Source organism: Micromonospora arida, from assembly GCF_003857035.1.
Classification (GTDB): Bacteria; Actinomycetota; Actinomycetes; order Mycobacteriales; family Micromonosporaceae; genus Micromonospora; species Micromonospora arida.
The window spans coordinates 15,986-36,382 of sequence record NZ_QGSY01000184.1; the positions used below are offsets into that span (position 1 = coordinate 15,986).

The 20,397-nt window shown below is 68.1% G+C and carries 21 protein-coding genes and 1 tRNA gene; 11 read left to right on the top strand and 11 right to left on the bottom strand.

The annotated features are described in order from the left end of the window. Window positions 1–13: 13 nt before the first annotated feature. Complete coding sequence (locus DLJ58_RS16835; RefSeq protein WP_124857527.1) at window positions 14–1,690, bottom strand: MDR family MFS transporter; 1,677 nt, start codon at window positions 1,688–1,690, stop codon at window positions 14–16. 159 nt (window positions 1,691–1,849) lie between these two features. After that, window positions 1,850–2,392, bottom strand: coding sequence for a type 1 glutamine amidotransferase domain-containing protein (locus tag DLJ58_RS16840; RefSeq protein ID WP_124857529.1), 543 nt, complete (start codon window positions 2,390–2,392; stop codon window positions 1,850–1,852). 170 nt (window positions 2,393–2,562) lie between these two features. Here DLJ58_RS16840 and rfaE2 point away from each other — a divergent pair, with 170 nt between their 5' ends. Then, the gene (gene rfaE2, locus DLJ58_RS16845; protein WP_124857531.1) at window positions 2,563–4,398 is read left to right on the top strand and encodes a D-glycero-beta-D-manno-heptose 1-phosphate adenylyltransferase; all 1,836 of its coding nucleotides are present in this window, start codon (window positions 2,563–2,565) and stop codon (window positions 4,396–4,398) included. Further along, window positions 4,395–5,273 (top strand): glycosyltransferase family 2 protein, encoded by an 879-nt coding sequence (locus DLJ58_RS16850; RefSeq protein WP_124857533.1) that lies wholly within the window; start codon window positions 4,395–4,397, stop codon window positions 5,271–5,273. The genes rfaE2 and DLJ58_RS16850 overlap by 4 nt, the downstream gene beginning before the upstream one ends. Before the next feature lies 1 nt (window position 5,274). Here the strand turns inward: DLJ58_RS16850 and DLJ58_RS16855 are convergent, their stop codons facing one another. From DLJ58_RS16855 to DLJ58_RS16865, 3 genes are read right to left on the bottom strand one after another with little or no spacing between them, the layout of a single operon-like run. Next, window positions 5,275–6,381 (bottom strand): glycosyltransferase family 9 protein, encoded by a 1,107-nt coding sequence (locus DLJ58_RS16855; RefSeq protein ID WP_124857535.1) that lies wholly within the window; start codon window positions 6,379–6,381, stop codon window positions 5,275–5,277. Between the two features lie 8 nt (window positions 6,382–6,389). Beyond that, on the bottom strand, window positions 6,390–6,941 hold the full coding sequence (locus DLJ58_RS16860) for an Hsp20/alpha crystallin family protein (protein WP_124857537.1): 552 nt from the start codon (window positions 6,939–6,941) through the stop codon (window positions 6,390–6,392). Further along, window positions 6,941–7,444, bottom strand: coding sequence for a DUF2231 domain-containing protein (locus DLJ58_RS16865; protein ID WP_124857539.1), 504 nt, complete (start codon window positions 7,442–7,444; stop codon window positions 6,941–6,943). The genes DLJ58_RS16860 and DLJ58_RS16865 overlap by 1 nt, the downstream gene beginning before the upstream one ends. 166 nt (window positions 7,445–7,610) lie before the next feature. Between DLJ58_RS16865 and DLJ58_RS16870 the strand changes: the two genes are divergently transcribed. Together DLJ58_RS16870 and DLJ58_RS16875 are read left to right on the top strand one after the other, a co-directional pair. Then, window positions 7,611–8,228, top strand: coding sequence for a pyridoxamine 5'-phosphate oxidase family protein (locus DLJ58_RS16870; protein WP_124857541.1), 618 nt, complete (start codon window positions 7,611–7,613; stop codon window positions 8,226–8,228). Window positions 8,229–8,331: 103 nt separating this feature from the next. Beyond that, window positions 8,332–9,216 (top strand): class I SAM-dependent methyltransferase, encoded by an 885-nt coding sequence (locus DLJ58_RS16875; RefSeq protein ID WP_124857543.1) that lies wholly within the window; start codon window positions 8,332–8,334, stop codon window positions 9,214–9,216. A 92-nt stretch (window positions 9,217–9,308) separates the two neighbouring features. Here the strand turns inward: DLJ58_RS16875 and DLJ58_RS16880 are convergent, their stop codons facing one another. Together DLJ58_RS16880 and DLJ58_RS16885 are read right to left on the bottom strand one after the other, a co-directional pair. Continuing rightward, window positions 9,309–9,857 carry a DUF4240 domain-containing protein gene (locus tag DLJ58_RS16880; protein ID WP_244218978.1) on the bottom strand — a complete coding sequence of 183 codons (549 nt, stop codon included), beginning with the start codon at window positions 9,855–9,857 and terminating at the stop codon, window positions 9,309–9,311. Window positions 9,858–9,888: 31 nt separating this feature from the next. Next, complete coding sequence (locus DLJ58_RS16885; RefSeq protein WP_208741165.1) at window positions 9,889–10,296, bottom strand: VOC family protein; 408 nt, start codon at window positions 10,294–10,296, stop codon at window positions 9,889–9,891. A 71-nt stretch (window positions 10,297–10,367) separates the two neighbouring features. Between DLJ58_RS16885 and DLJ58_RS16890 the strand changes: the two genes are divergently transcribed. Then, window positions 10,368–11,012: a class I SAM-dependent DNA methyltransferase gene (locus DLJ58_RS16890; RefSeq protein WP_124857545.1), complete on the top strand. Its 645-nt coding sequence runs from the start codon at window positions 10,368–10,370 to the stop codon at window positions 11,010–11,012. A 66-nt stretch (window positions 11,013–11,078) separates the two neighbouring features. Continuing rightward, on the top strand, window positions 11,079–11,984 hold the full coding sequence (locus DLJ58_RS16895) for a patatin-like phospholipase family protein (RefSeq protein WP_124857547.1): 906 nt from the start codon (window positions 11,079–11,081) through the stop codon (window positions 11,982–11,984). A gap of 157 nt (window positions 11,985–12,141) precedes the next feature. Here DLJ58_RS16895 and DLJ58_RS16900 read toward each other — a convergent pair whose 3' ends face one another. Continuing rightward, window positions 12,142–13,077 (bottom strand): hypothetical protein, encoded by a 936-nt coding sequence (locus tag DLJ58_RS16900; protein WP_124857549.1) that lies wholly within the window; start codon window positions 13,075–13,077, stop codon window positions 12,142–12,144. Beyond that, window positions 13,074–13,448 (bottom strand): PadR family transcriptional regulator, encoded by a 375-nt coding sequence (locus tag DLJ58_RS16905; protein ID WP_124857551.1) that lies wholly within the window; start codon window positions 13,446–13,448, stop codon window positions 13,074–13,076. Before DLJ58_RS16905 ends, DLJ58_RS16900 begins: the two co-directional genes overlap by 4 nt. A 175-nt stretch (window positions 13,449–13,623) precedes the next feature. On the opposite strand from DLJ58_RS16905, the gene DLJ58_RS16910 reads away from it, so the two are divergent. Then, the gene (locus DLJ58_RS16910) at window positions 13,624–13,785 is read left to right on the top strand and encodes a hypothetical protein (protein WP_208741167.1); all 162 of its coding nucleotides are present in this window, start codon (window positions 13,624–13,626) and stop codon (window positions 13,783–13,785) included. A gap of 277 nt (window positions 13,786–14,062) precedes the next feature. Further along, window positions 14,063–14,923: a hypothetical protein gene (locus DLJ58_RS16915; RefSeq protein WP_124857553.1), complete on the top strand. Its 861-nt coding sequence runs from the start codon at window positions 14,063–14,065 to the stop codon at window positions 14,921–14,923. 190 nt (window positions 14,924–15,113) lie between these two features. Here the strand turns inward: DLJ58_RS16915 and DLJ58_RS16920 are convergent, their stop codons facing one another. Continuing rightward, complete coding sequence (locus DLJ58_RS16920) at window positions 15,114–15,647, bottom strand: hypothetical protein (protein WP_124857555.1); 534 nt, start codon at window positions 15,645–15,647, stop codon at window positions 15,114–15,116. Between the two features lie 1,090 nt (window positions 15,648–16,737). On the opposite strand from DLJ58_RS16920, the gene DLJ58_RS16925 reads away from it, so the two are divergent. Continuing rightward, complete coding sequence (locus DLJ58_RS16925; protein WP_124857557.1) at window positions 16,738–17,796, top strand: hypothetical protein; 1,059 nt, start codon at window positions 16,738–16,740, stop codon at window positions 17,794–17,796. A 125-nt stretch (window positions 17,797–17,921) separates the two neighbouring features. Further along, window positions 17,922–18,467: a tyrosine-type recombinase/integrase gene (locus tag DLJ58_RS16930; RefSeq protein WP_124857559.1), complete on the top strand. Its 546-nt coding sequence runs from the start codon at window positions 17,922–17,924 to the stop codon at window positions 18,465–18,467. Between the two features lie 17 nt (window positions 18,468–18,484). On the opposite strand, the gene DLJ58_RS16935 is transcribed toward DLJ58_RS16930, so the two are convergent. Beyond that, window positions 18,485–18,558: transfer RNA gene (locus tag DLJ58_RS16935), tRNA-Thr, on the bottom strand. A 144-nt stretch (window positions 18,559–18,702) separates the two neighbouring features. Between DLJ58_RS16935 and DLJ58_RS16940 the strand changes: the two genes are divergently transcribed. After that, on the top strand, window positions 18,703–20,397 hold a 1,695-nt coding region (locus DLJ58_RS16940; protein ID WP_124857561.1), incomplete at its 3' end, for a metallophosphoesterase family protein.

The following is a 20,397-nucleotide window of genomic DNA, read 5'->3' on the forward strand; positions in this document are numbered from 1 at the left end:
GGTGTCGAGACACTCAGATCATCGTCTGGGACTTGGCCTCCATGTCGGCGGCGGCCTCCTCCTTCGACTCGCGGGTCAACGGCTTGCCGCCCGGAGCCGGGGCCTCCCCGCCGAGCGGGTCGGCACCACCGGTGGCACCCTTCGGGCCGGCACCCCGAAGCTGCGTGTTGGGAAGCGTCAGGGTGACCACCACCGCCACGATCGCGATCAGGCCGGCGGTCAGGAAGACCATGTCCAGCGCGTCGACGAAGGCGCCCTGGATGGCCGCGCGCACCGGCCCCGGCAGGGCCAGGATGGTGGCCGGATCGTTGATCGAGATGTTGGCGCCGCCACTCGCCGCCACAGCGGCTTGCTCCTGAGGCGGGAGCTGCGCGATCGCGCCGGGCAACCGGTCGGCGAGTCCGCTGGTCAGCCGGGACGAGAGCACCGTGCCGAGGATCGCCACCCCGAACGAACCGCCCAGCGACCGGAAGAAGGTCGCCGAGGAGGTGCCGGCACCCAGGTCGCGTATCGAGACCGCGTTCTGTACCGCCAGGATCAGCGACTGCATACACAGACCCAGCCCGACGCCGATCACCACCATGTACCCGAACGCCACCCAGAGCGAGGTGGCCACCTCCAACTGGGTGAAGAGGAACATGCCGACCAGGAGGGTCACCGAACCGGCCACCGGGAACCACTTGTAGCGGCCGATCCGGGTCATCGCGCGGCCGGTCAGGATCGAGGTGATGATGATGCCGGCCATCATCGGCAGCATCAGCAGACCGCTACGGGTCGGCGAGGCGCCCTTCACGATCTGCAGGTACAGCGGGATGAAGATGATCGAACCGAACATCACCAGACCGATGATGAGCAGGGCCGCGTTGGCCAACGCGAAGGTGGCGCTCCGGAACAGCCGCAGCGGCAGGATCGGCTCGGCCACCCGGGCCTCCTGGAGGACGAAGAGCACCCCCAGCACCACGCCGGCCACGAAGAGCCCGATGATCACGCCGGAGCCCCAGGCGTACTCGTTGCCACCCCAGCTCAGCGCGAGCAGCAACGAACTCACCCCGGCCACCAGCAGGCCGGCGCCGAGCCAGTCGATCGAGTGGTCCCGACGTTCGAACGGGATCAACCGCATCACGTGGTAGCAGACGACGATGGCCAGGATCGCCAGCGGCACGTTGATGTAGAAGATCCACCGCCAGTCGGTCTCCGCGAAGTAACCGCCCACCAGCGGCCCGGCGACCGACGAGATCCCGAAGACCGCGCCGAACAGGCCCTGGTACCGCCCACGCTCCCGGGGTGACACCACGTCCGAGATGATGGTGAACGCGAGCGTCAGCAGACCACCGGCACCGAGACCCTGGATACCCCGGGTGACGATCAGCTGGGTCATGTTCTGCGACAGCCCGGCCAGCAACGACCCGAGCAGGAACGTGCCGATCGAGAAGAGGAAGACCGGCCGCCGCCCGTACAGGTCGGCCATCTTGCCGTAGAGCGGCGTCGACGCGGTCGAGGCGAGCAGGTACGCGGTGACCACCCAGGAGTAGTGGTTGATCCCGCCCAGCTCGCCAACGATTGTCGGCAGCGCCGTACCAACGATGGTCTGGTCGAGTGCGGCCAGCAGCATGCCGGTCATCAGGCCCAACATGAGCAGCCGGATCTGCTGACGGTTCAGCACCGGCGCATCTGAGGCTTCGGTGGTCATGTGGCCTTCTATCCCGCGAGCCGCAGAACATGCGCCGAACCACCAAAAAACCAACCCCCTCTCACGCCACGACCCCGGCGGTGATCAAGAGGTTTGCGTCATGACGCACCGCATTCCTGACGCGAACCTCTTGATCACCGGGCGAAAGGGGAGGGGCCGTTAGGGGGTGGTGAAGGTTTTGGTGATTGCTGCGCAGAAGGCGGGAAGATCGTCGGGTTTGCGGCTGCTGGTCAGGTTGCCGTCGGTGACGCACTCCTCGTCCACCCAGGTGGCTCCGGCGTTGGTCAGGTCGGTACGCAGGGTCGGCCAGGAGGTGATCCGCCGGCCGCGCACCACGTCCGCCTCGATCAGCGTCCATGGGCCGTGACAGATCACCCCGACGGGCTTGCCCGCGTCGAAGAACGCCTTCACGAACCGCACCGCGTCCGGGTCGCCCCGCAGGAAGTCCGGGTTCGCCACCCCTCCGGGCAGCACCAGCGCGTCGTAACCGGCGGCGTCGGCCTTGTCGACGGTGACGTCCACGTCGTACGTCTTGGAGTGGTCCAGGTGGTTGAAGGACTGGATGGAACCGGACTTCAGCGAGACCAGCTCGGCCGTCGCGCCAGCGTTCTCGACCGCCTCGCGTGGCTGGACGTACTCGATCTCCTCGACCCCGTCGGCGGCCAGGAAGGCGACCCGCTTGCCCTGCAATGTCGATGCCATCTCGGTACATCTCCTTTCCGGGGGTACCGCAATCCCCTTCCCGCCCTCGAACGCCCGAAACAGGTCGGACAGGTTCGGACCGGTGAGGACCGGTCAGGAGCCGCCTGACCAGCGGCGGGACCGGTCGGCGCGCAGGTTTGTCCGCCAGGCCGCTGGGGACCCGGGGAGGCATGGCAGGAGCAGCAGCGGAGCAGCGCCGGTTCGCCACCGTCGTGGAGAGCTGGCTCGGACGCCCAGTCCTGATCGTCGGTGACGCCATGTTGGACGAATGGCGGTTCGCCGACTCCGACAGGCTCTGCCGGGAGGCGCCCGCCCCGGTCCTCACCCTGCGCCGGCGAATCTCCGCCGCCGGTGGGGCCGCGAACACCGCCGTCAACGTCGCCGCCCTCGGCGGCCGGGCCGTGCTGGTGGCACCGGTCGGCGCCGACGTCGCCGGGGACGAACTGCACGACTGCCTGGACCGCGCGAGTGTCTGGGACCGCACTGTCAACCAGCCCGGGCGACCCACCCCGGTCAAACGGCGAATGTTGGCCGGCAACCAGATCCTGCTGCGTGAGGACTCCGGCGACCCGGAGGACGCGCTGGACCACGACGGGGTGAGCCGGCTGCTCACCGCCCTGAGCTGCGCCACCGAGGAGTTGCGCGCCGCCGCCGGTGGAGAGGCGCCGACCCTGGTGGTCTGCGACTACGGCCTGGGCGCGCTGCCCGCGCCGGTCCGGGCGTGGCTGGTCGAGAACCGCCAGCGGTACGCCACAGTCGCGCTGGACGCCCACGACCTGGCCGACTGGCGGGGCCTCGCGCCGACCGTGGTCACCCCCAGCTTCGCCGAGGCGACCCGGCTGTTGGCCCGCGCGGGCGGTACGACCCGACCGACGGGCGGGACCGAACTGCACCTGGAACACCCGGACAGCGACCCCGTCGACGGGCCGTCCGAGATGACCGTCGGCGCGGCCCCGGGGGCGGTACGCGCCGACGACACCGCCGCCGAGTTGACCCGGGCCGACCGTCCGGGGCCGGTCGGCGAGCCCACCCCGGGCGAGGGACGGGTCGCCCTCACCGGTGACGGGCTCAGCGTCACCGGCACCGGCGTCACAGTGAACACCAGGGCCGGAGAGGGCGTCGACCGGGCCGTCCTGGCCAGGTCGCGGCTGGCCGAACTGCGCGCGCACACCGGTGCCGACGTGGTCGCGGTGACCCTGGACACCGAGGGCGCGGTGGTCGGCGGCGCCGACGGGGAGCCACGACGCAGCCACAGCACTCCGGTGCCGGCAAGCCACGCCGTGGGTGCCGGCGACGCATACCTGGCGGCGATGACGTTGGCCCTGGCCGCCGACGCTCCCCTGCCCACCGCTGCCCAACTCGCCCAACTCGCGGCCACCATCACCGTCTCGGACACCGGCACCTGCGTCTGCCGACGGGACGACCTGCTCGCCGCGCTGGACCAGCCAACCGACAGCACGAGCCACCCCGCGCTGGTCAGCGGCGACGAGTTGGACGCGATCGTCGCCGAGTACCGCGAGGCGGGGCGGTCGGTGGTCTTCACCAACGGCTGCTTCGACGTGCTGCATCGCGGGCATGTGCGCTACCTGGAGCAGGCCCGCGCGTTGGGCGATCTGCTCATCGTGGCGGTCAACTCGGACGGCAGCGTACGACGGCTGAAGGGCCCGGACCGGCCGGTCAACCCGGTCGAGGACCGGGGTGCCCTGCTCGCCGCACTCGCCTGCGTGGACCACGTGGTGGTCTTCGAGGAGGACTCACCGGCCGCGCTGATCGAGGCGGTCCGACCGGACGTGTACGTCAAGGGCGGCGACTATCCGCCGGAGCTGGTGCCGGAGGCGCCGCTGGTGCGCCGGCTGGGCGGCCAGGTGCGCACCCTGGGGTACGTGCCGGACCGGTCCACCTCCGCGATCATCGAGCGGATCCGGTCGCACAGCCAGGACCCGTCGCCGCACGTCGACGACCGGGAGCCCGACCCGTCGCTGCGCACCCGCACCCAGGCGTCGTGAACCGCCCCCTCGACCTCGGCACCCCGGCGGAGTTCCGCGCCGACCGGCTGGTGGACGTGCTGATTCCGACCCGGAACCGACCCGCCGAGCTGGCCGTCACCCTGGGCGGGCTCGCCGCCCAGGACGGGGTACCCGGGTTCGGCGTGGTCGTCAGCGACCAGTCCGACGGGGACCCGGCGTACACGCATCCCGCCGCGGCCACCATGGTCCGGGCGCTGCGTCACCGGGGCCACCCGGTGCTGCTGACCCGCCGGCTGCCTCGACGGGGGTTGGCCGAACACCGGGCGTACCTGCTCGCCGCCTCGGCCGCCCGGTACGTCCTCAGCCTCGACGACGACATCTGGCTGGAACCGGGTGCGCTGCACCGACTGGTCACCGCGATCGGTGAGCTGGGCTGCGGGTTCGTCGGCAACGGCGTGCACGGGCTCTCGTACACCGACGACGTACGGCCGGAATCGCACGGCCACTACGAGGAGTGGGCCGGCCCGCCCACACCGGAGCGGATCCGACCCGACACCCCGGAGTGGGACCGCGCCCGGATCCACTCGGCCGCGAACCTGCTGCACATCACCGAGCAGTTGGCGCTGCCGCCGGGCGCGTGGCGGGCGTACAAGGTGTCCTGGATCGGCGGGTGTGTGCTCTACGACCGGGCCAAGCTCGTCGACGCCGGCGGCTTCGACTTCTGGCGTCGGGTGCAGGAGAAGCACCAGGGCGAGGACGTGGCCGCGCAGCTTGCCGTGTTGTCCCGCTACGGCGGCGCGGGCATCCTGCCCAGCGGCGCTTACCACCTGGAGTCCCCCACCACGGTCACCGACCGGGACGTCGAGGCGTGGGAGGTCGTCCTCGCCGACGAGGACACCCCACAGCCGGCCTGACCTACGGGGTGAGTAACTCCCGGGCGGCTTCCAGCACCTCGATCACCGGTACGTCGGTCACGAACGAGTCCCGGTGCGGGCACTCACCGTCGCCGGGCCGGTGCGGATAGATCCCCGGTGTGCAGTCGACCCCGCAGACCGGGCAGTGCACCGTCCACGAGCTGATCGGCCGGTGCCGACCCCGCAGCGGGCTGGCACCGTTGATCAGGTTGCCGACCCAGAAGATGCCCACCGTGGGCGCGCCCACCGCGGCGGCCAGGTGCAGCGGGCCGGTGTCGTTCGAGACGACCAACGCGCAGTCGGCGTAGCAGCCGACCAGCCCACCCAGGCTGAGCGTGCCCACCTGTGGCCGCACCGGCACCTGCGCCGCAGCGACGACCCGGTCCACCACCTCCTGCTCGGAGGGCGTGCCGGTGACCAGCACCTCGTAGCCGTCCTCGTGCAGCGCACGGGCCACCTCGGCGAAGCGCTCGGCGGGCCAGCGGCGGCGGGTGTCGGTGGCACCCGGGTGCAACGCCACCCGGGGACGGCCTGCCGGGCCGAGCACCTCGGCGGCCTCGGCCCGGTCGGCGTCGGTCACCGCCAGCGTCGGCGTGATGGTGGTGGCCGGCGCTCCCGCCAGCGCCACCACCTCCAGGTAGCGGATCACCTCGTGCTGGTAGTAGACGTAGCGCAGCCACCGGTCCAGCGGGGGCGCGTCGTCGGCGCGCAGGCCCACCGTCAACCGGGCACCGAGCCGACTGATCAGCGGGTTGGAGTTGGCACCCCCGCCGTGGATCTGCACCGCCACGTCGAATTCCGCACCGGCGGCAGCGGCCACGAAGTCGTCCATCGACGACTCCGGCTCGCCCGGCTCCGGCGTACGGATGCCGGGTGCCGGCGGCACCACCAGCACCCGATCCACCGGGCCGGGCCGGTCGCGCCAGAGCTTCGCGTGCCACGGCGCCCCGAGCAGCACGATCTCCGCCGAGGGGTACGCGCTGCGCAGCGCGTCCAGCGCCGGCAGGGCGAAGATGAAGTCACCGAGCGCGTTGGCGCGCAGCACGGCGATCCGCCGCACGTCGGGAAGGCGCTCGGCGGTCGGACCGAGCACGGACGGGGTGACCACCCGACCCGCTACGGCCGGTCGATCTCGCCGGCGGTGTCCGGGCGGTGCAGCTCCCGGTCCGCTGCGGGATCGGCTGGCATCGGCGTACCCCCGGAGAGGTCACCGGAGCGCGGCCCGGTGCGGCCGACGGTGATGGTGCGCGGCGCGGGCCGGGTCGCCCGCGGCAGCCGCACCCGGAGCAGGCCGTGGTCCATCACCGCGTCGATGGTGTCGGGGTCGACCCGCGCCGGCAGGTTGACCCGGTATTCGAAGCCGCGCGTCTCGAAGCCCCCGGGGATGCCGTGGTCGGCGTTGACCTCCGCCTCCGAGCGGGCCCGCACGCACAACTCGCGGTCGTCCAACTCGACGGCCACCTCCTCCGGCGCCACCCCGGGCAGCCGGACGACGACCTCCCAGCCGTCCGAGGTCTCGGTCAACTCGACGTCGGACGCCCCGCCGCGACCACCGACCAGGCGACTCAACTCGGAGCGCAGCGACTGCAACTCCCCCATCGGGTCCCAGCCCTGCTGCCGGCCGCCGCGCCACCCCCGGCCGAAGCCGCCAAACTGCTGCTCGCTCATCACACCTCTCCGATCCGCTGGGTGGTCGTCGATGGGCGGAGTGAGCTGGGCGCGTCCAGGCCGGCGTCGGGGTCGACGCCCACGCCGAGCCGGTCGACCAGCTCACCACCGAGCCAGGCGCTGATGCCGAGAATCGCCACCGCGACCACCTCGATGGCGACAAGCGCCCCACCGGCGGCCCGGGAATCCGCGTTGAGCCGTACCGCCCACACGGCGGCGAAGAGCAGGATCACCGCGACGTTGGCGCCCGCGTGCAGCAGACCCACCCGCTTGGCGCGGGTGCCGGTCGGGATCGCCAGCAGGTCGAACGAGCCGGCCGCCGCGGCGAGCAGGCCGCCGATCAGGCCGACGGTGATGTTCCAGTACGCGACCTCGCCGAGGAAATCGGGACCGCCGACGGTGTCCACCACGTCGAACAGCACTGCCGTGACCAGCAGTGCGACCGGGAACATGACCAGCATCGGGTGGACTGGGTGACCCAGTACCTTGAGTCGGCTCTCCATCTCCCGGCCTCCACTGGTCGGCGTCCTGCGGAACGGTCTCGTACGGCGAGCGCGTCGGGTGAGGCCGTACCCACGACGACCAGGCACAAACCTCGCGCTGGTCACGGCGGCCTAGGCTGACGACGGTGGTGCCCGCCACCAGGTCAACGGCTGAGGGAGGATCAACGTGACGGTGGAGATCACATCGCACGAGGAGTTGCGCGAGCTTCTCGGCGTGCCCAACGCGCGGGCCGCCAGCAAGGAACGCACCCGGCTGCACGCACGGGACCGCGAGTGGCTCGGTGCCTCGCCGTTCTGTCTGATGGCCACGGCCGGCGCGGACGGCAGCTGCGACGTCTCACCGAAGGGCGACCCGGCCGGGTTCGCCCTGGTGCTGGACGACACGACCATCGCGCTGCCCGAGCGGCCCGGCAACAGGCGAGCCGACGGCTACCGCAACATCCTCGACAACCCGCACATCGGGTTGCTCTTCCTGATCCCCGGGCGGACCGACACGCTGCGCATCAACGGGCGGGCCCGCCTGGTCAGCGACGCGCCCTGGTTCGACGACATGGTGGTCAAGGGGCACCGGCCGGTGCTCGCCGTGGTGGTGGAGATCGAGCAGATCTTCTACCACTGCGCGAAGGCGTTCCTGCGGTCCGCGCTGTGGCGGCCGGAGACGTGGCAGCCCGAGGCACTGCCGTCCCGGGCACGCCTGATCAAGGAGGTCGAGGCCCCGACGGAGAGCCTCGAAGACCTGGAACGGCACTACGGTCCGGCGTACGCCACGAAGATCTACGTCTGACCCCGCTGTACGACAGGAAGACCGTGCCACCGGACGACATCCGTTCGTCAACCCATACTTACCGAGAGCAATGGCCCTGGCGGTCGGCTGATAGCTTTCGTCGATGGGCTCGACAACTGAGCAGGGTGCGTCCGGTCATGTTGGTCGCGTCGCTGACTACTACGACGACAACACGCGTCGGTTCCTCCTGGTTGCCGAAAGCCCAGGCAGTGACGCCATCCATCGTGGCGTGTGGACGCCGGACGTGGCGAACACGGCAGCGGCCATGGACACCGTCAACCGCCTCATGATCGAGCGTTTGCGCGGGCACGTCCCTGCGGGAAGCGCAAGGGTGCTTGACCTTGGCTGTGGTGTCGGCGGGACGATTGTTCGCCTGGCCCGCGAGGTGGACGGGTTCGTCTCCGGGGTGACCATCAGCCGAGTGCAGGCCGAGATCGCAGCGAAGCGGTTCGACCGCGAAGGATTGACCGACCGCTGTGACGTGATCTGTGCCGACTTCGCCGAGCTGCCCGCGGAACCGCACTACGACGCGATGGTCGCGGTGGAGGCGGTCGTTCACTCGCCGTCGCTGGAGAACCTGATCCCGTCCCTGGTGGACCGGTTGCGCCCTGGAGGTCGCCTCATCCTGTGCGACGACTGGGCAACCGAGAAGGATCGCGGGCTCGCCGCTCGGGAGCGTTGTCTCGACCAGTTCCGCGCCGGCTGGCGTGTCGGAAGCTTGCATACCGTGGGCGAGCTGGTCGCCATGTCTGAGCGCGCCGGCTTGCGTCTGGTCGAGGACCTGGATCTCACCCCGTACCTGCACCTCGGGCGGCCCCGCGACCGCGTGATCAAGCTGGCTGTCGGCGCCGCAGCCCTACTTCCACGGCTGCGCAACCGTCTTGTCGAGATGCCATTCTGGGCCAACATGATCGGCGGTTCAGCGTTGCAGGCTGGATTGTCACGGCGGTGGCTGGAGTACCACTTGATCGTGCTTGAGAAGGCGTGAGGTTACGGCCGATCACCTGCGGCGGGGTGGGCCGGCGACGGAGGCAGCCCCACCTCGGCAGCACGACCCTGAACTGATTCGCCGGGCGCCGGTCAGGCCGACCAGCCGGCCGGGTTGCCGAACGACTCCCGGGAGAGCCCGGAGCCGGTCTCCGGCCAGGAACCGAACCGGTCGTTGTGCAGGTGCGCGAAGAAGTAGCACATGCCTTCGCAGTCGGCGTCCAGCAGCGCCATCGCGGGGTCGGCGAGAACCGCCTCGTAGTACGACCGCCCCAGGGCCACGATGAAGCCTCGCGCGTAGAGGAAGCCGTCGTCCGACCCGTCGGTCACCTCGTGGATGTCCTCCCGATCGATGTCGTGCAGCTTGCGCTCCACCACCCGGTCGAGATCCGTCAGCTCCTGCCCGGTCAGCTCGACGGTCAACTGCCCGAGGTGGTCCAGGAAGGCATCGAGCCAGGCGTCGATCGCGTAGGACGGACCGTCGTCGTCGCCGTCGTCGTTGGGGTCGCGCTCGACGAGGGCCTGCCGCAGCGCCAAGGGCTCGGCGCCCAACTCGGCCCAGGCCGCCTCGATGAGTGCCCAGAGCCGGGCCTCGTCGGCGGGGGTGGGCAGCGTCCCAGGGGCATCGGTGGTCACGGTCACCGCCGGACCGTAACCACCACCACCGACGGTTTCAGGACCCCGAATCGGCGGACACCATCCACAAGTGGCCGTCAGGGTCTGCGAAGACGCCCGCGTACGCCCAGGGTTGGTCTGCCGTCTCGGTGATGATCTCGGCTCCGGCAGCGCGCGCCCGCTCGACGAACGCGTCCACTTCGGTCGGCGCAGCGACACCAAGGTTGAGCAGGCATTCGCTCTGGCCCCTCGGGGCGACCTCGTGCCGGCCGATAACCCAACTGAAGCCGCCGGTCGGGATGAGCATCAGCCGCAGCCCGTCGTTGACCACGAACTGCAACGGCTCCGGGATGCCATCGTCTGCCAACTCGCCCACGGCGTCCAGGCCGAGTCCGTCGCGATAGAAGCGGTAGGAGGTAGCCCGGTCGGAGATGGGCAGACTCACGATCACCGGTGCGGAAGTCACGGGTGGACGCCTCCAAACTGTCGGTCCGGCAAGGTCAGGCATCAGTATGTCGCTGAATTAGCGTTGGACTCGTGACCGTAGACGAGTGGTTGACAGCGACCCGCACTTCCTACGACACCGTCGCGGTCAGCTACGCGCATCTGGTCCGTGACCTCCTGGCGGAGGCACCGTACGAACGAGCCGCCCTGGCATCGTTCGCCGAGTTCGTGCAGGGTGCCGGCGGCGGGCCGGTCGCGGATGTGGGCTGCGGGACGGGGCGAATCACCGCCCACCTGCACACGCTCGGCGTCGACGCCTTCGGGATCGACCTCTCGCCCGGGATGATCGCCGTGGCCCGCCGTGACCACCCTGAGCTGAGGTTCGAGGTCGGCTCGATGACCGACCTCGATCTGGCCGACGGCTCGGTCGCCGGCCTGGTCGCCTGGTACTCCCTCATCCACATTCCCGACGACCAGATCGGCGTCGTGTTCGCGCACTTCCGGCGGGTGGTGCGCCCCGGCGGCCCCCTGCTGCTCGGCTTCCACGTGGGCGACGAAACGACCCTCAAGACCGAGGGCTACGGCGGCCACCCGATGAACGTGCACGTCCATCGTCGACAGCCAGCCGAGGTGGCGGCCTGGCTGCGCGAGCACGGCTTCACCGTCGACTCGCAGACCACTGTCACCTCGGCGGAGAGCCGGCTCGGCGGGATCATCCTCGGACGACGACAGCCCTGATCCACCGTCATCCCTGCTAGCCTAACTGCGAACTGCGTTAGCAGTATCGACCCGAGTGGGGGACTGATGACGGACGACACGCGACCCGTCTGGGTGCTCGGTGGGGGTGGAGTGGCCGGCATCGCCTGGGAGGTCGGCATCCTCACCGGGCTCGCGGACGAGGGAGTGACCGTGACCCCGGAGGCCACCCTCATCGGCACCAGCTCTGGTGCCGTGGTGGGCGCCCAGCTCACCAGTGGCACCCCACTCGCGGAACTCTTCGAGCGCCAGCGCAGGGGCGTTGCGCACGAAACCTCACCCGCACTCGGCCTACTCCACCTGCTTCGGCTCGCGCGGGCACAACTGTTCGCGCGCAGCCCCGAGCAGGCCGCTCGCCGCCTCGGTCGACTCGCCCTCGCCGCGCGCATCGACGACCCGTCCCGGCAGCGCCGGACAGCCGAGGCCCGCCTGCCCAACCACGCCTGGGCGGACGACGTGGACCTTCGCGTCGTGGTCGTCGACACCGGGACCGGCGCCAGCCGCACCATCACCCGGCACGACGACGTCCCCCTGGTGGATGCCGTCGCCGCGAGCTGCGCCATGCCGATCTCCGCGGCCCCGGTCAGCATCGGCGACCGCCGCTACATGGACGGCGGCATGCGGTCGACCCTCAACCTCGACCTCGCCCCCGGAAACGGCCCGGTCATCGCCCTCGCGCCGAGCACCGCCGCGATCGGGCCCTGGGCGCGCATCGACAAGCAGCGAGCCGCGCTGGGAACGGGTCGCCGGGTGGAGTTGCTGCTCCGCGACCCGGCCTCCAGACGAGCGCAGGGGACCAACGTGATGGACCGCTCCGTCGTGCCCGCGCTCGTGGCCGCAGCCCGCGAGCAGGGCCGACGCGAGGCCGCCCCGGGTGGCCGCCACGCTTGCGGAGACAACGCCGGGACGGGAAGCGCGAGGCTGACCCCCAGGCCTTCGCGTGCCGTCGTTTAAATAGGTGCACCACGGGAGCCCGGGACACGGCCGCCGGGCAGAACCTGGCAAAAGGCGCTGCGGGGAGGAAGCCGGGGGGCGAGTGGTCGGTCGCTCTCGCGGACGGCCCCTACTCGCGACCCGCCCGCCGACGTCGGGCCAAGGCGTACCGGTGGTTCTACTGCTCGATCTGCGCCGCCCGCCGCCGGGCACGCTGGGTCTGCCACATCACCGCGACCAGCAGCGCGGCCACCGCCACCAACAGTGACATCGCGGCCCATCCGAGTGCCCCGCGCCTGCTGTCGTCCATGGCCTCCAGACCGATCTTCGGCCCGAGCAGCAGCACTGGCCCGAGTAGCAGCATGGCAGGCCACCAGGCACGCCGGTCGCGCCGGGCGGCGAGGACCACCCCGGTGACGATGAGCGCCAGGAGCAGCATCATGCCGAGAAGTACGTCGTACCGAAGGCCGTATCGCGAGCCGACCAGCACCACCGTCGCCGCAGCCGCGATGACGGAAGCGGTGACCGCAGTGCTTCGGTAGCCGTGTCGGGGGGGCATTGCCAGCGCGAACAGGCCGAGCGCGATCTGCGGCACGAGCACGAACAGGCCCGGCTTGTGAAGTGAGGTCAACTCTGTTGCCGGGACCACCGCGACGACCACGGCCACGCCGATCGTCACGACGGTCGCGACCGCGACCGCCCATCGGCCTAACCCGGCGAGCCCGGCCGGCAGGACGAGCATCCAGGCGATCCACGCCAGCGCGCCGAGAGTGTGGAACGGCCCCAGCATCGGGGCCCCGACACCGTACTGATCAGGATCCGGGAACACCTCCGTGAGGATCAATCCCACGGTGGCCATCGTCATGGCCGTGACCAGAGCGATGGTGCCGGTGAGCGGCAGGGCGTCGACGAGGCCGCCGGCGTTGCGAGCCCGGAGGCGTTGGCGCAGGCCACCGGCGACCAGGTCGGCGACATCACCGGGACGCGGCCGACGCTGGCCGGCAGACGACAGTTCCATGTACGTCTCCACAATCTCGACGCCCCGGTCGCCTCGGTCGGCGGCGGGGTACCAGCACAGGAGTTTGGTGTAGCGATGACGCAACACGGACGTCACGCGACACCACCGGCGAGGTTCGGACGGAGCGGTGCGGTCAGGGGTTGCGCGGCCGCACGACCATTGAGGCGGCTGGTTGCCGCCTCGACGGCCCGGCGCATGCGTTCCGTCTCCGCGCGCAGCAATGAGAACCCCTCCTTGGTGAGGCGGTAGTACTTGCGGGCGCGGCCATCGACGATCTCGATCCGGTCCACTGTCACCAGCCCGTCGTCGGCCAGCCGGTCAAGGGAGCCGTACAGCGTGCCGGGCCGGAGCGACAACCGACCCTGCGACAACTCGGTCACCGTCAGGATCAGCCCGTAACCGTGCATGGGCCCCTCCGCCAGGGCGGTCAGGATCAGGAATGTGGGCTCCTGTAGCGGTGTCTTCATGCACCGACCTTATCTGCGGGAAGATATCTTCGCAACGAGGATATTAGGTCGGCTGGCTGGTGCCATCGGGGCCGGACGACCGGCAGGCGTTACTGACCGCGCTGCGACAGCTGACTCGGCGGCGGGTGCGAACGTCAAGGCGGTTCAGCGGATGCTCGGGCACGCTTCGGCGTCGATGACGTTGGACGTGTACGCGGGGCTGTTCGGTGACGACCTGGACGCGGTCGCCAACCGGCTGGACGAGGCGGTCGCGGCGCGGGATGCGGACTATTTGCGGACCGGCACGGCCGGTGGCGGTGTCGTCGACCTCGGGAAACGGCGAAGCCCAGGCCGATGACCTGGGCTTCTGTACCGAGCCGCCTGACGGAATCGAACCGTCGACCTACGCATTACGAGATCAAGTCGCCCACCTCGTTCTACCTGCCCGAACCACGCTTGGCCTGCGGAAATCCCTCTCGACATCTCTCACTGTCACCGGCTGAGGGTCGATCTCTTGAGGACTGAATGAGGACTGAATGAGGACTGATGCCGTGCAAGGCCTTGATCCGGACCCTCCGCGAGCCGTTCGGCCCCACGGGGTGTCTATTCAGACCCAGGTTGCGACAATCGTGGGTATGTCTGAGCCGGCGGACCCGACCAACTACCTGACCTCCAACCACTCGGAGAACGTTGAGGCCACACTTGCGGAGGACGCCGCCGCCACGCACCTCGACCAGATCAACTTTGGCCTCCTTCTAGCGGCACACGTCCTTCTCGAAAATCCCATCGATGACGTGACTGCTTCCGGCGTAAACGAGGTAGCCTCAGTCACAGCATTCACTCGCGCGTTCAGCGCAATCCGCGCCGCCACCGTAGTCGCCGTTCATGGTTACTACATCGATGCGCGAGCGCTCGTCCGAACAGTGTACGAATCGGCGGGCCTTGCCCGGATGCTGGCCAAATTGCCCGACAAGGCAGAAAAGTGGCTCGTCAAAGGCGACTGGTTTCCCGATAGAATCGTTCGCGACTACATCGAGAGCCAACTAGCGCCTGTCGGCGGCTCCCCATATCAAGCCTTTTACAAAATGTCATCGGCAAACGCTCACCCTACTGCGAACACGTCTGCCTATCTCGTATTCGAGCACGAATCAGTGAGGCTGAGGCCGAAGCTGAATCCTCAGTTCAACGCCGACTATGCCATTCGGACACTACATGAGATCGCAGGAGTAACCCTCTTCACGTTGTTCGCTATGCGTAGGGCGATAGCTTCTTCGGACTTTCTCCCCGTATGGTGGCTACAGGGCCTCGCGCAGCTCGCGAACGACGTGCACGACGCGGATTGGTCACATTTGGAGCAAGACTGGAAGGCGCAAAACGAGCGATACGCGAAGCTCAACGCGGCTACCGTGCCGGCCGAACGGCTCGACGAATATTTGCGGCTCCATCCAAACTCGTTTTCCAACATCGATAAGCGGCAGGCTGCAGAAGAAGATTAGGCGCCTGGTCCAGATCTCTTCTTGCGGACTAGATGCGGACTCCCAAGACGCCGGGATGACCGAGACCGCCCCAGAACATCACGAGCAGCCGGCCAGTGGGCGACACCCAAAGCCCGCTGACTATTTCCTGATGCTTGACGCTCGTCCGGTTCCGCAGTCGGCGAACCCGAATCCATCTCTCTCACCACCTTTATAAAATAGGAATTTCCTCCTCGACAAATATGTCCTCCTCCGCAGCCTTCCTGGAGTTGCGCCTGTCCTGCCACCAGTTCTTGATCCTGCGGCGGCCCCTCCTCCAAGATGTCTCACCCTCCAACTCGGCCCTAATTTGACGCAAGAGGCGGTCAGCTGACTCGTCTCCCCTACGGTTAGAAATTCGCACCAAGCCCCTGAGCCTGCCCCACTCCTCGTCTGACAGATACTGGAAGTCGTTCGCCCTATCCAGGTCAACAAAGAGGCGCTCAAGAGTTGCAAGCCAGGAGTTCGATAGGTGGGCGGCCCTCCAGAAGACGAACTGAAGATCCAACCAGACAGAACCGTAAGTCGTCAGACGCGCTGCAAGTTCGGGACTGAGCTGCGGCGCTTCCGCATGCTCGGCATCAAGCGTCCTTTTCTCGCTGCTATCGCTGAACGCACCGGGGCTTCGCCCGCTCGCCGATTCCACGTGCATCACATACTGAGCCAGTTCGGAGTAAGACCGGAATCTTTCCTCCACCCTTCTCATCTCGATTGCCAGCCTTCGTTCATGCTGGCGATTCGTTCGGGCCACATGGGCTTGAATTAGCCCTCCTACCAGGACGCCGGCTACACCGATCCCGGCCACAACTATCGGATCACCCAAGTTCAAAGCCGTGCCTCATTCCGGCACCAAGACTTGCAAGCCGCCGATCCAACACTGTTGCACAGCAGGTCTAGAGAGCTGATCTCCTCGTCGGGCAGGCGTAGACCGTCCAGCCTCCCCGGACGGGGACAAGGTGGAGCGCCCTACCGGACGAACGACCTTGGCCCCGTCCGGGGAGGCTGGTAGCCCTCGTGGTGCCCGGCGAGGTGATCTGCAGCGGCATCTCTGAGGAGGGCCGGGGTTCGGGGCGGAGCCCCGAGGTCTTCCGATCCTGTGCCCCTAAAGCATGGCCGGCCGGCCCGGCCGATGCCGGCCGAAGGTCGCCAGCAGGCCGGTGCCGGGCCGGCGCGGCCCGCTTGCGGGCCGCCTTGATCTAGTAGAGGCTGATTCGGCAGTCAAACCATGTGATTCGTTTGGCTAGGGTCATGGCGTAGCGACAGGGGTGTCCATGAGCAAGGCTGGTCACGCGCAGACCGCTAACGGCTACCAGGTGCTCAATTTCTTCGTACCGTTACGCCGCGGGGTCCGGATGCCAGATGGAATCACGTTTACCGGAGTCTTGAGACCAAGCGGGGGAACCCTTACCAGGAGGCCGCCAGCAATTGTGGAATCGGATAGCCCGCTACCTCCCTTGCCACACCCTAACGGCGCGATTCAGATCCGGCTAATTCGGGTTGATTCGGTGCATCCGGACCTAGCGAGCCTGGACGCCGTCTATCCTGTTGCCGGCCGAGCATTGGGGCGACCAGAAGACGCTACCTCACCCATCGGGGACTCGTTCGGCACCGTAATCAAGACTGTCGCGCAACTAAACGTTTCATCGCCCTGCAAGTTAGGTAGCGATGCGTCGACAGTGGCCGCTGTTGAGGAATCCTTCGGATGGGCTCTAGATTGTCTCCGAGAGTTACTGTTTCGATATCGGCAGGAGTCCGATTCTTACGCTCTCATCCCCGCTCGCGAGACCCTGCCCGCCATGGTAATGATGCATCGGATAGCGTATTACCCAGACGGGAGCGTCTACGACGAACCTGGGGGAATGGGCGCCTACTTCCCGGGCGGACAGGGCGTCGAAGAGAGGGAGAAGAGCCTTTTATCTCCGGAGCAACTGAGGGCGACACTCTCCGCCGCGTGGAACTCGTATGAGGACCCAATCTTCCAGCGGTTTAATACATTCTCGCTGGACGCCCGTGAAGCGCTCTATCTTCATGGCGACTACCGTGCCACTGTGCTGAATGCCGCCACGGCGGCCGAATGCTTCTTGGACGACATTCTCAGCTATGCCCTCTGGTGGGAAGGATTAACTCCTCAAAACGCTGCCCCAATTCTCTCGATGCCCGTCTTCAAGAGAGTCAAGTCGGAGTTTGCCAGTCGATTCGGCGGCGTTTGGCTCCCGGCAAGGGAGGGCGCGGTCCTGGACTGGCACCAGAAGGTGGCGCGATATCGGGACCGGGTAATCCACGGCGGATATCAGCCGAGTCAAGAGGAGGCTCACGCGGCGCTTAGCGCGCTTAGCGGTCTTCGCAAGTTCGTCGGAAGGCGGGTGACTTCAAATAGAGTGATCCAGCGTTACAGACACCTTCCACTGCTCCTTCTAGGCCGAGACAGATTGCGAAAGGAAGGCGTGAACTTCTCCCGGATGACGGAGTGGTACACGGACCCTGTCGACTTCGATCGACGCTTCCACAACTGGAGGTCTATTTGCCGCAGACTTCGCATTGAAAGCTTTTCGGGAAGCGTTGAACCGGAGTTGAACAAAGTGCCCGTCATTGCGGTCGTAACCAAAGATAAGATCGCACATTACGCGATTGACACGCCTGTCGCGGTAGCCGCCGAAATTAAGATCACTCGCTTGCAACCCGAGGAGCGCGAGTTCCTTGAGGATGCACAAAAGAACTTACCTTCGACGGAGAGCCACGCATCATATCCATTTGTCGACATGGGAGTCAAAAGCAGGATAATGGTGTCGACAAAGTGGCACCCGGCGGAAGAGCTATTGCCTGGCTACGAATACATGAGGCCCGCATCCAGCTAGCAGCAAGACACCCGATAGCGCTTGCGACTGAGCTGGCAAATGGCCGCTCGTTGGTGCGGCTAGTTTCGGAGGTCCTCAGCCGCTCCGACGATTATTCTGCGCGCCTCTTCTCCGGTCACGGCTTCATGCCAGAGTCGCTCCATGGCCTTTGCGTACGCTGCGGCTTCGTCGTCGCGGTGCGTGGTCTCGCCGACGAAGGTTTCCGCCTGGTGGAGGGCACGCCGAAGAACCACCAGCGTCGGTCGGTGCCCATTCCGCGGTTCCTCGTCGACGAGCTGGCCGCGTACGTCGCCGGCAAGCGTCGGGACGCGCTGGTGTTCACCGCTCCGAACGGCGGGCCACTGCGTAACACCAACTTCCGGTCACGGGTCTTCGCGCCGGCTGCTGCGTCGGTCGGGCTGGCTGGGCTGACTCCGCACGACCTGCGGCACACGGCGGCGAGTCTCGCCGTGGCGGCGGGCGCCAACGTCAAGGCGGTGCAGCGGATGCTCGGGCACGCCTCGGCGTCGATGACGTTGGACGTGTACGCGGGGCTGTTCGGTGACGACCTGGACGCGGTCGCCAACCGCCTGGACGAAGCGTTCGCGGCACGGGACAAGGACTATCTAAGGACCGGCACCACGAACGGAGGCGTGATCGACCTCGGGAAACGGCGAAGCCCAGGCCGATGACCTGGGCTTCTGTACCGAGCCGCCTGACGGAATCGAACCGTCGACCTACGCATTACGAGTGCGTCGCTCTAGCCGACTGAGCTAAGGCGGCAACGATCAGCAAGTGTACGGCACCCCGGCGGCACCGACCGAACGGGATACCCCCGTCGCGCCCGCCAGCACCAACCGGACATCGGCCGCCATCTGGACGTTTACCGGACAGCGGATGATCGGGGCCGGGACTACGCTGCGGCGGGTGAGCGACGAACGCGACGATTCCCCCCACCCGGAGCGTCCTGACCGTGCGCCGGCCGGTGAACGCGCCGCCCATCGGCCGCGCAGCACCGACCCGCTGGAGCTGGGCTTCACGCCGCGCAAGCCGGTGCCGTGGCTGGCGCCGTTCCTGTTGATCAGCACCGGCATCCGGACGCTGCTGGCGGTGCTCTTCGGGGCGTACCTCGACAAGCGCGAGTTGCAGAACGCGTTCGGCGACGGCGTCTTCCGCCAGGTCGGGCCGGACGGCGGGCTGTGGCTCGACTACGTGGCCGACCTCGGTGACGGCTTCAACGCCACCTATTCGGTGGCGTACCTGCTGGCGCAGCCCGAGCTGACCGTCGACGGGCACCGCCTGCCCCGGGCGCAGACCCTGGTGATGGGCGGCGACCAGGTGTACCCGTCGGCGGCCTACGCCGCGTACGAGGACCGGTGCAAGGGCCCCTACCAGGCCGCCCTGCCCGTAGCGCCGGCCGAGAATCCGACGCTCTTCGCGGTGCCGGGCAACCACGACTGGTACGACGGTCTCACCGCTTTCCTGCGGTTGTTCGTCCGCTCCCGGGACCGCAACTTCGCTGGCTGGGGCACCGGGCAGTCCCGGTCGTACTTTGCTGTGGAGTTGCCGGCCGACTGGTGGTTGCTCGGCGTGGACGACCAGTCCGGCTCGTACCTGGACGACCCGCAGCTGGCCTACTTCGACGAGGTGGCCCGGCGGCTCGGGCCGGAGTCCAAGGTGATCATCGCGGCGCCGGCGCCGACCTGGGTCAAGGCCGCCGACAACCCCACGGCGTACGACTCGATCGACTACTTCATCCGCACGATCATCGACCCGACCGGGGCGCGGGTGCGACTGCTGCTCTCGGGCGACCTGCACCACTACGCCCGCTACTCCGGGCCGGACCGGGAGCTGATCACCTGCGGTGGTGGCGGCGCGTACCTCTACCCCACGCACAAGCTGCCGGAGCGCATCGAGGTGCCACCGCGGGACACGCTGACCCGCAAGGCCAGCTCCGCCCAGCCGTACGACCTGGTGGCCCGTTACCCGGACGCCGCGCGGTCGCGCCGCTACGGCTGGGGCATCTTCCCCCGGTTGCCGTTGCGCAATCCCGGCTTCACCACGTTGCTCGGCACCCTGCACACCCTACTGATGCTGGCCATGGCCGGTGCGACGGCGAACTGGGCCGACAGCACCAACCAGCGGCTGTTCAGCGTCCCGCTGGTGGTGATGGTGCTCGTGACGGTGATCGCGGCGGCCCTGTTCGCCAAGCCGCCGAGCGCGAGCGGCAAACGCCACGCTCGGCACTGGATCCTCGGCGTGGGCCACGGCGTGGCGCAGGTGGCTCTGGCGGCGGCCGGCACCTGGGTCTGGTTGGCGCTGCCCTTCTACGACTGGCCGTGGCCGCTGCCGGCGGTCGCCGCGGCGGTGCTCTACGGCCCGGTGATCGGTCTGGTCGCCAGCCAGCTGGTCGCGGCGTACCTGCTGGTGGCGGGCTCTTTCGGCGTGAACGTCAACGAACTCTTCGCCGGCCAGGGCATCGAGGACTCGAAGTCGTTCCTACGACTGCGCATCGACCCGGACGGCACGTTGACCATCTACCCGCTGGGGGTGGACCGGGTCTCCCGCGACTGGCAGGTGAACCCCGACCAGTCCCCCACCCAAAGTTGGCTGATCCCCAAG

Coding starts and splice junctions, on each gene's coding strand:
- DLJ58_RS16835 (WP_124857527.1), bottom strand. CDS start 1,690: ATGACCACCGAAGCCTCAGATGCGCCGGTGCTGAACCGTCAGCAGATC.
- DLJ58_RS16840 (WP_124857529.1), bottom strand. CDS start 2,392: ATGGCATCGACATTGCAGGGCAAGCGGGTCGCCTTCCTGGCCGCCGAC.
- rfaE2 (WP_124857531.1), top strand. CDS start 2,563: ATGGCAGGAGCAGCAGCGGAGCAGCGCCGGTTCGCCACCGTCGTGGAG.
- DLJ58_RS16860 (WP_124857537.1), bottom strand. CDS start 6,941: ATGAGCGAGCAGCAGTTTGGCGGCTTCGGCCGGGGGTGGCGCGGCGGC.
- DLJ58_RS16865 (WP_124857539.1), bottom strand. CDS start 7,444: ATGGAGAGCCGACTCAAGGTACTGGGTCACCCAGTCCACCCGATGCTG.
- DLJ58_RS16875 (WP_124857543.1), top strand. CDS start 8,332: ATGGGCTCGACAACTGAGCAGGGTGCGTCCGGTCATGTTGGTCGCGTC.
- DLJ58_RS16895 (WP_124857547.1), top strand. CDS start 11,079: ATGACGGACGACACGCGACCCGTCTGGGTGCTCGGTGGGGGTGGAGTG.
- DLJ58_RS16905 (WP_124857551.1), bottom strand. CDS start 13,448: ATGAAGACACCGCTACAGGAGCCCACATTCCTGATCCTGACCGCCCTG.
- DLJ58_RS16910 (WP_208741167.1), top strand. CDS start 13,624: ATGACGTTGGACGTGTACGCGGGGCTGTTCGGTGACGACCTGGACGCG.
- DLJ58_RS16915 (WP_124857553.1), top strand. CDS start 14,063: ATGTCTGAGCCGGCGGACCCGACCAACTACCTGACCTCCAACCACTCG.
- DLJ58_RS16920 (WP_124857555.1), bottom strand. CDS start 15,647: ATGAGAAGGGTGGAGGAAAGATTCCGGTCTTACTCCGAACTGGCTCAG.
- DLJ58_RS16925 (WP_124857557.1), top strand. CDS start 16,738: ATGGTAATGATGCATCGGATAGCGTATTACCCAGACGGGAGCGTCTAC.
- DLJ58_RS16930 (WP_124857559.1), top strand. CDS start 17,922: ATGCCAGAGTCGCTCCATGGCCTTTGCGTACGCTGCGGCTTCGTCGTC.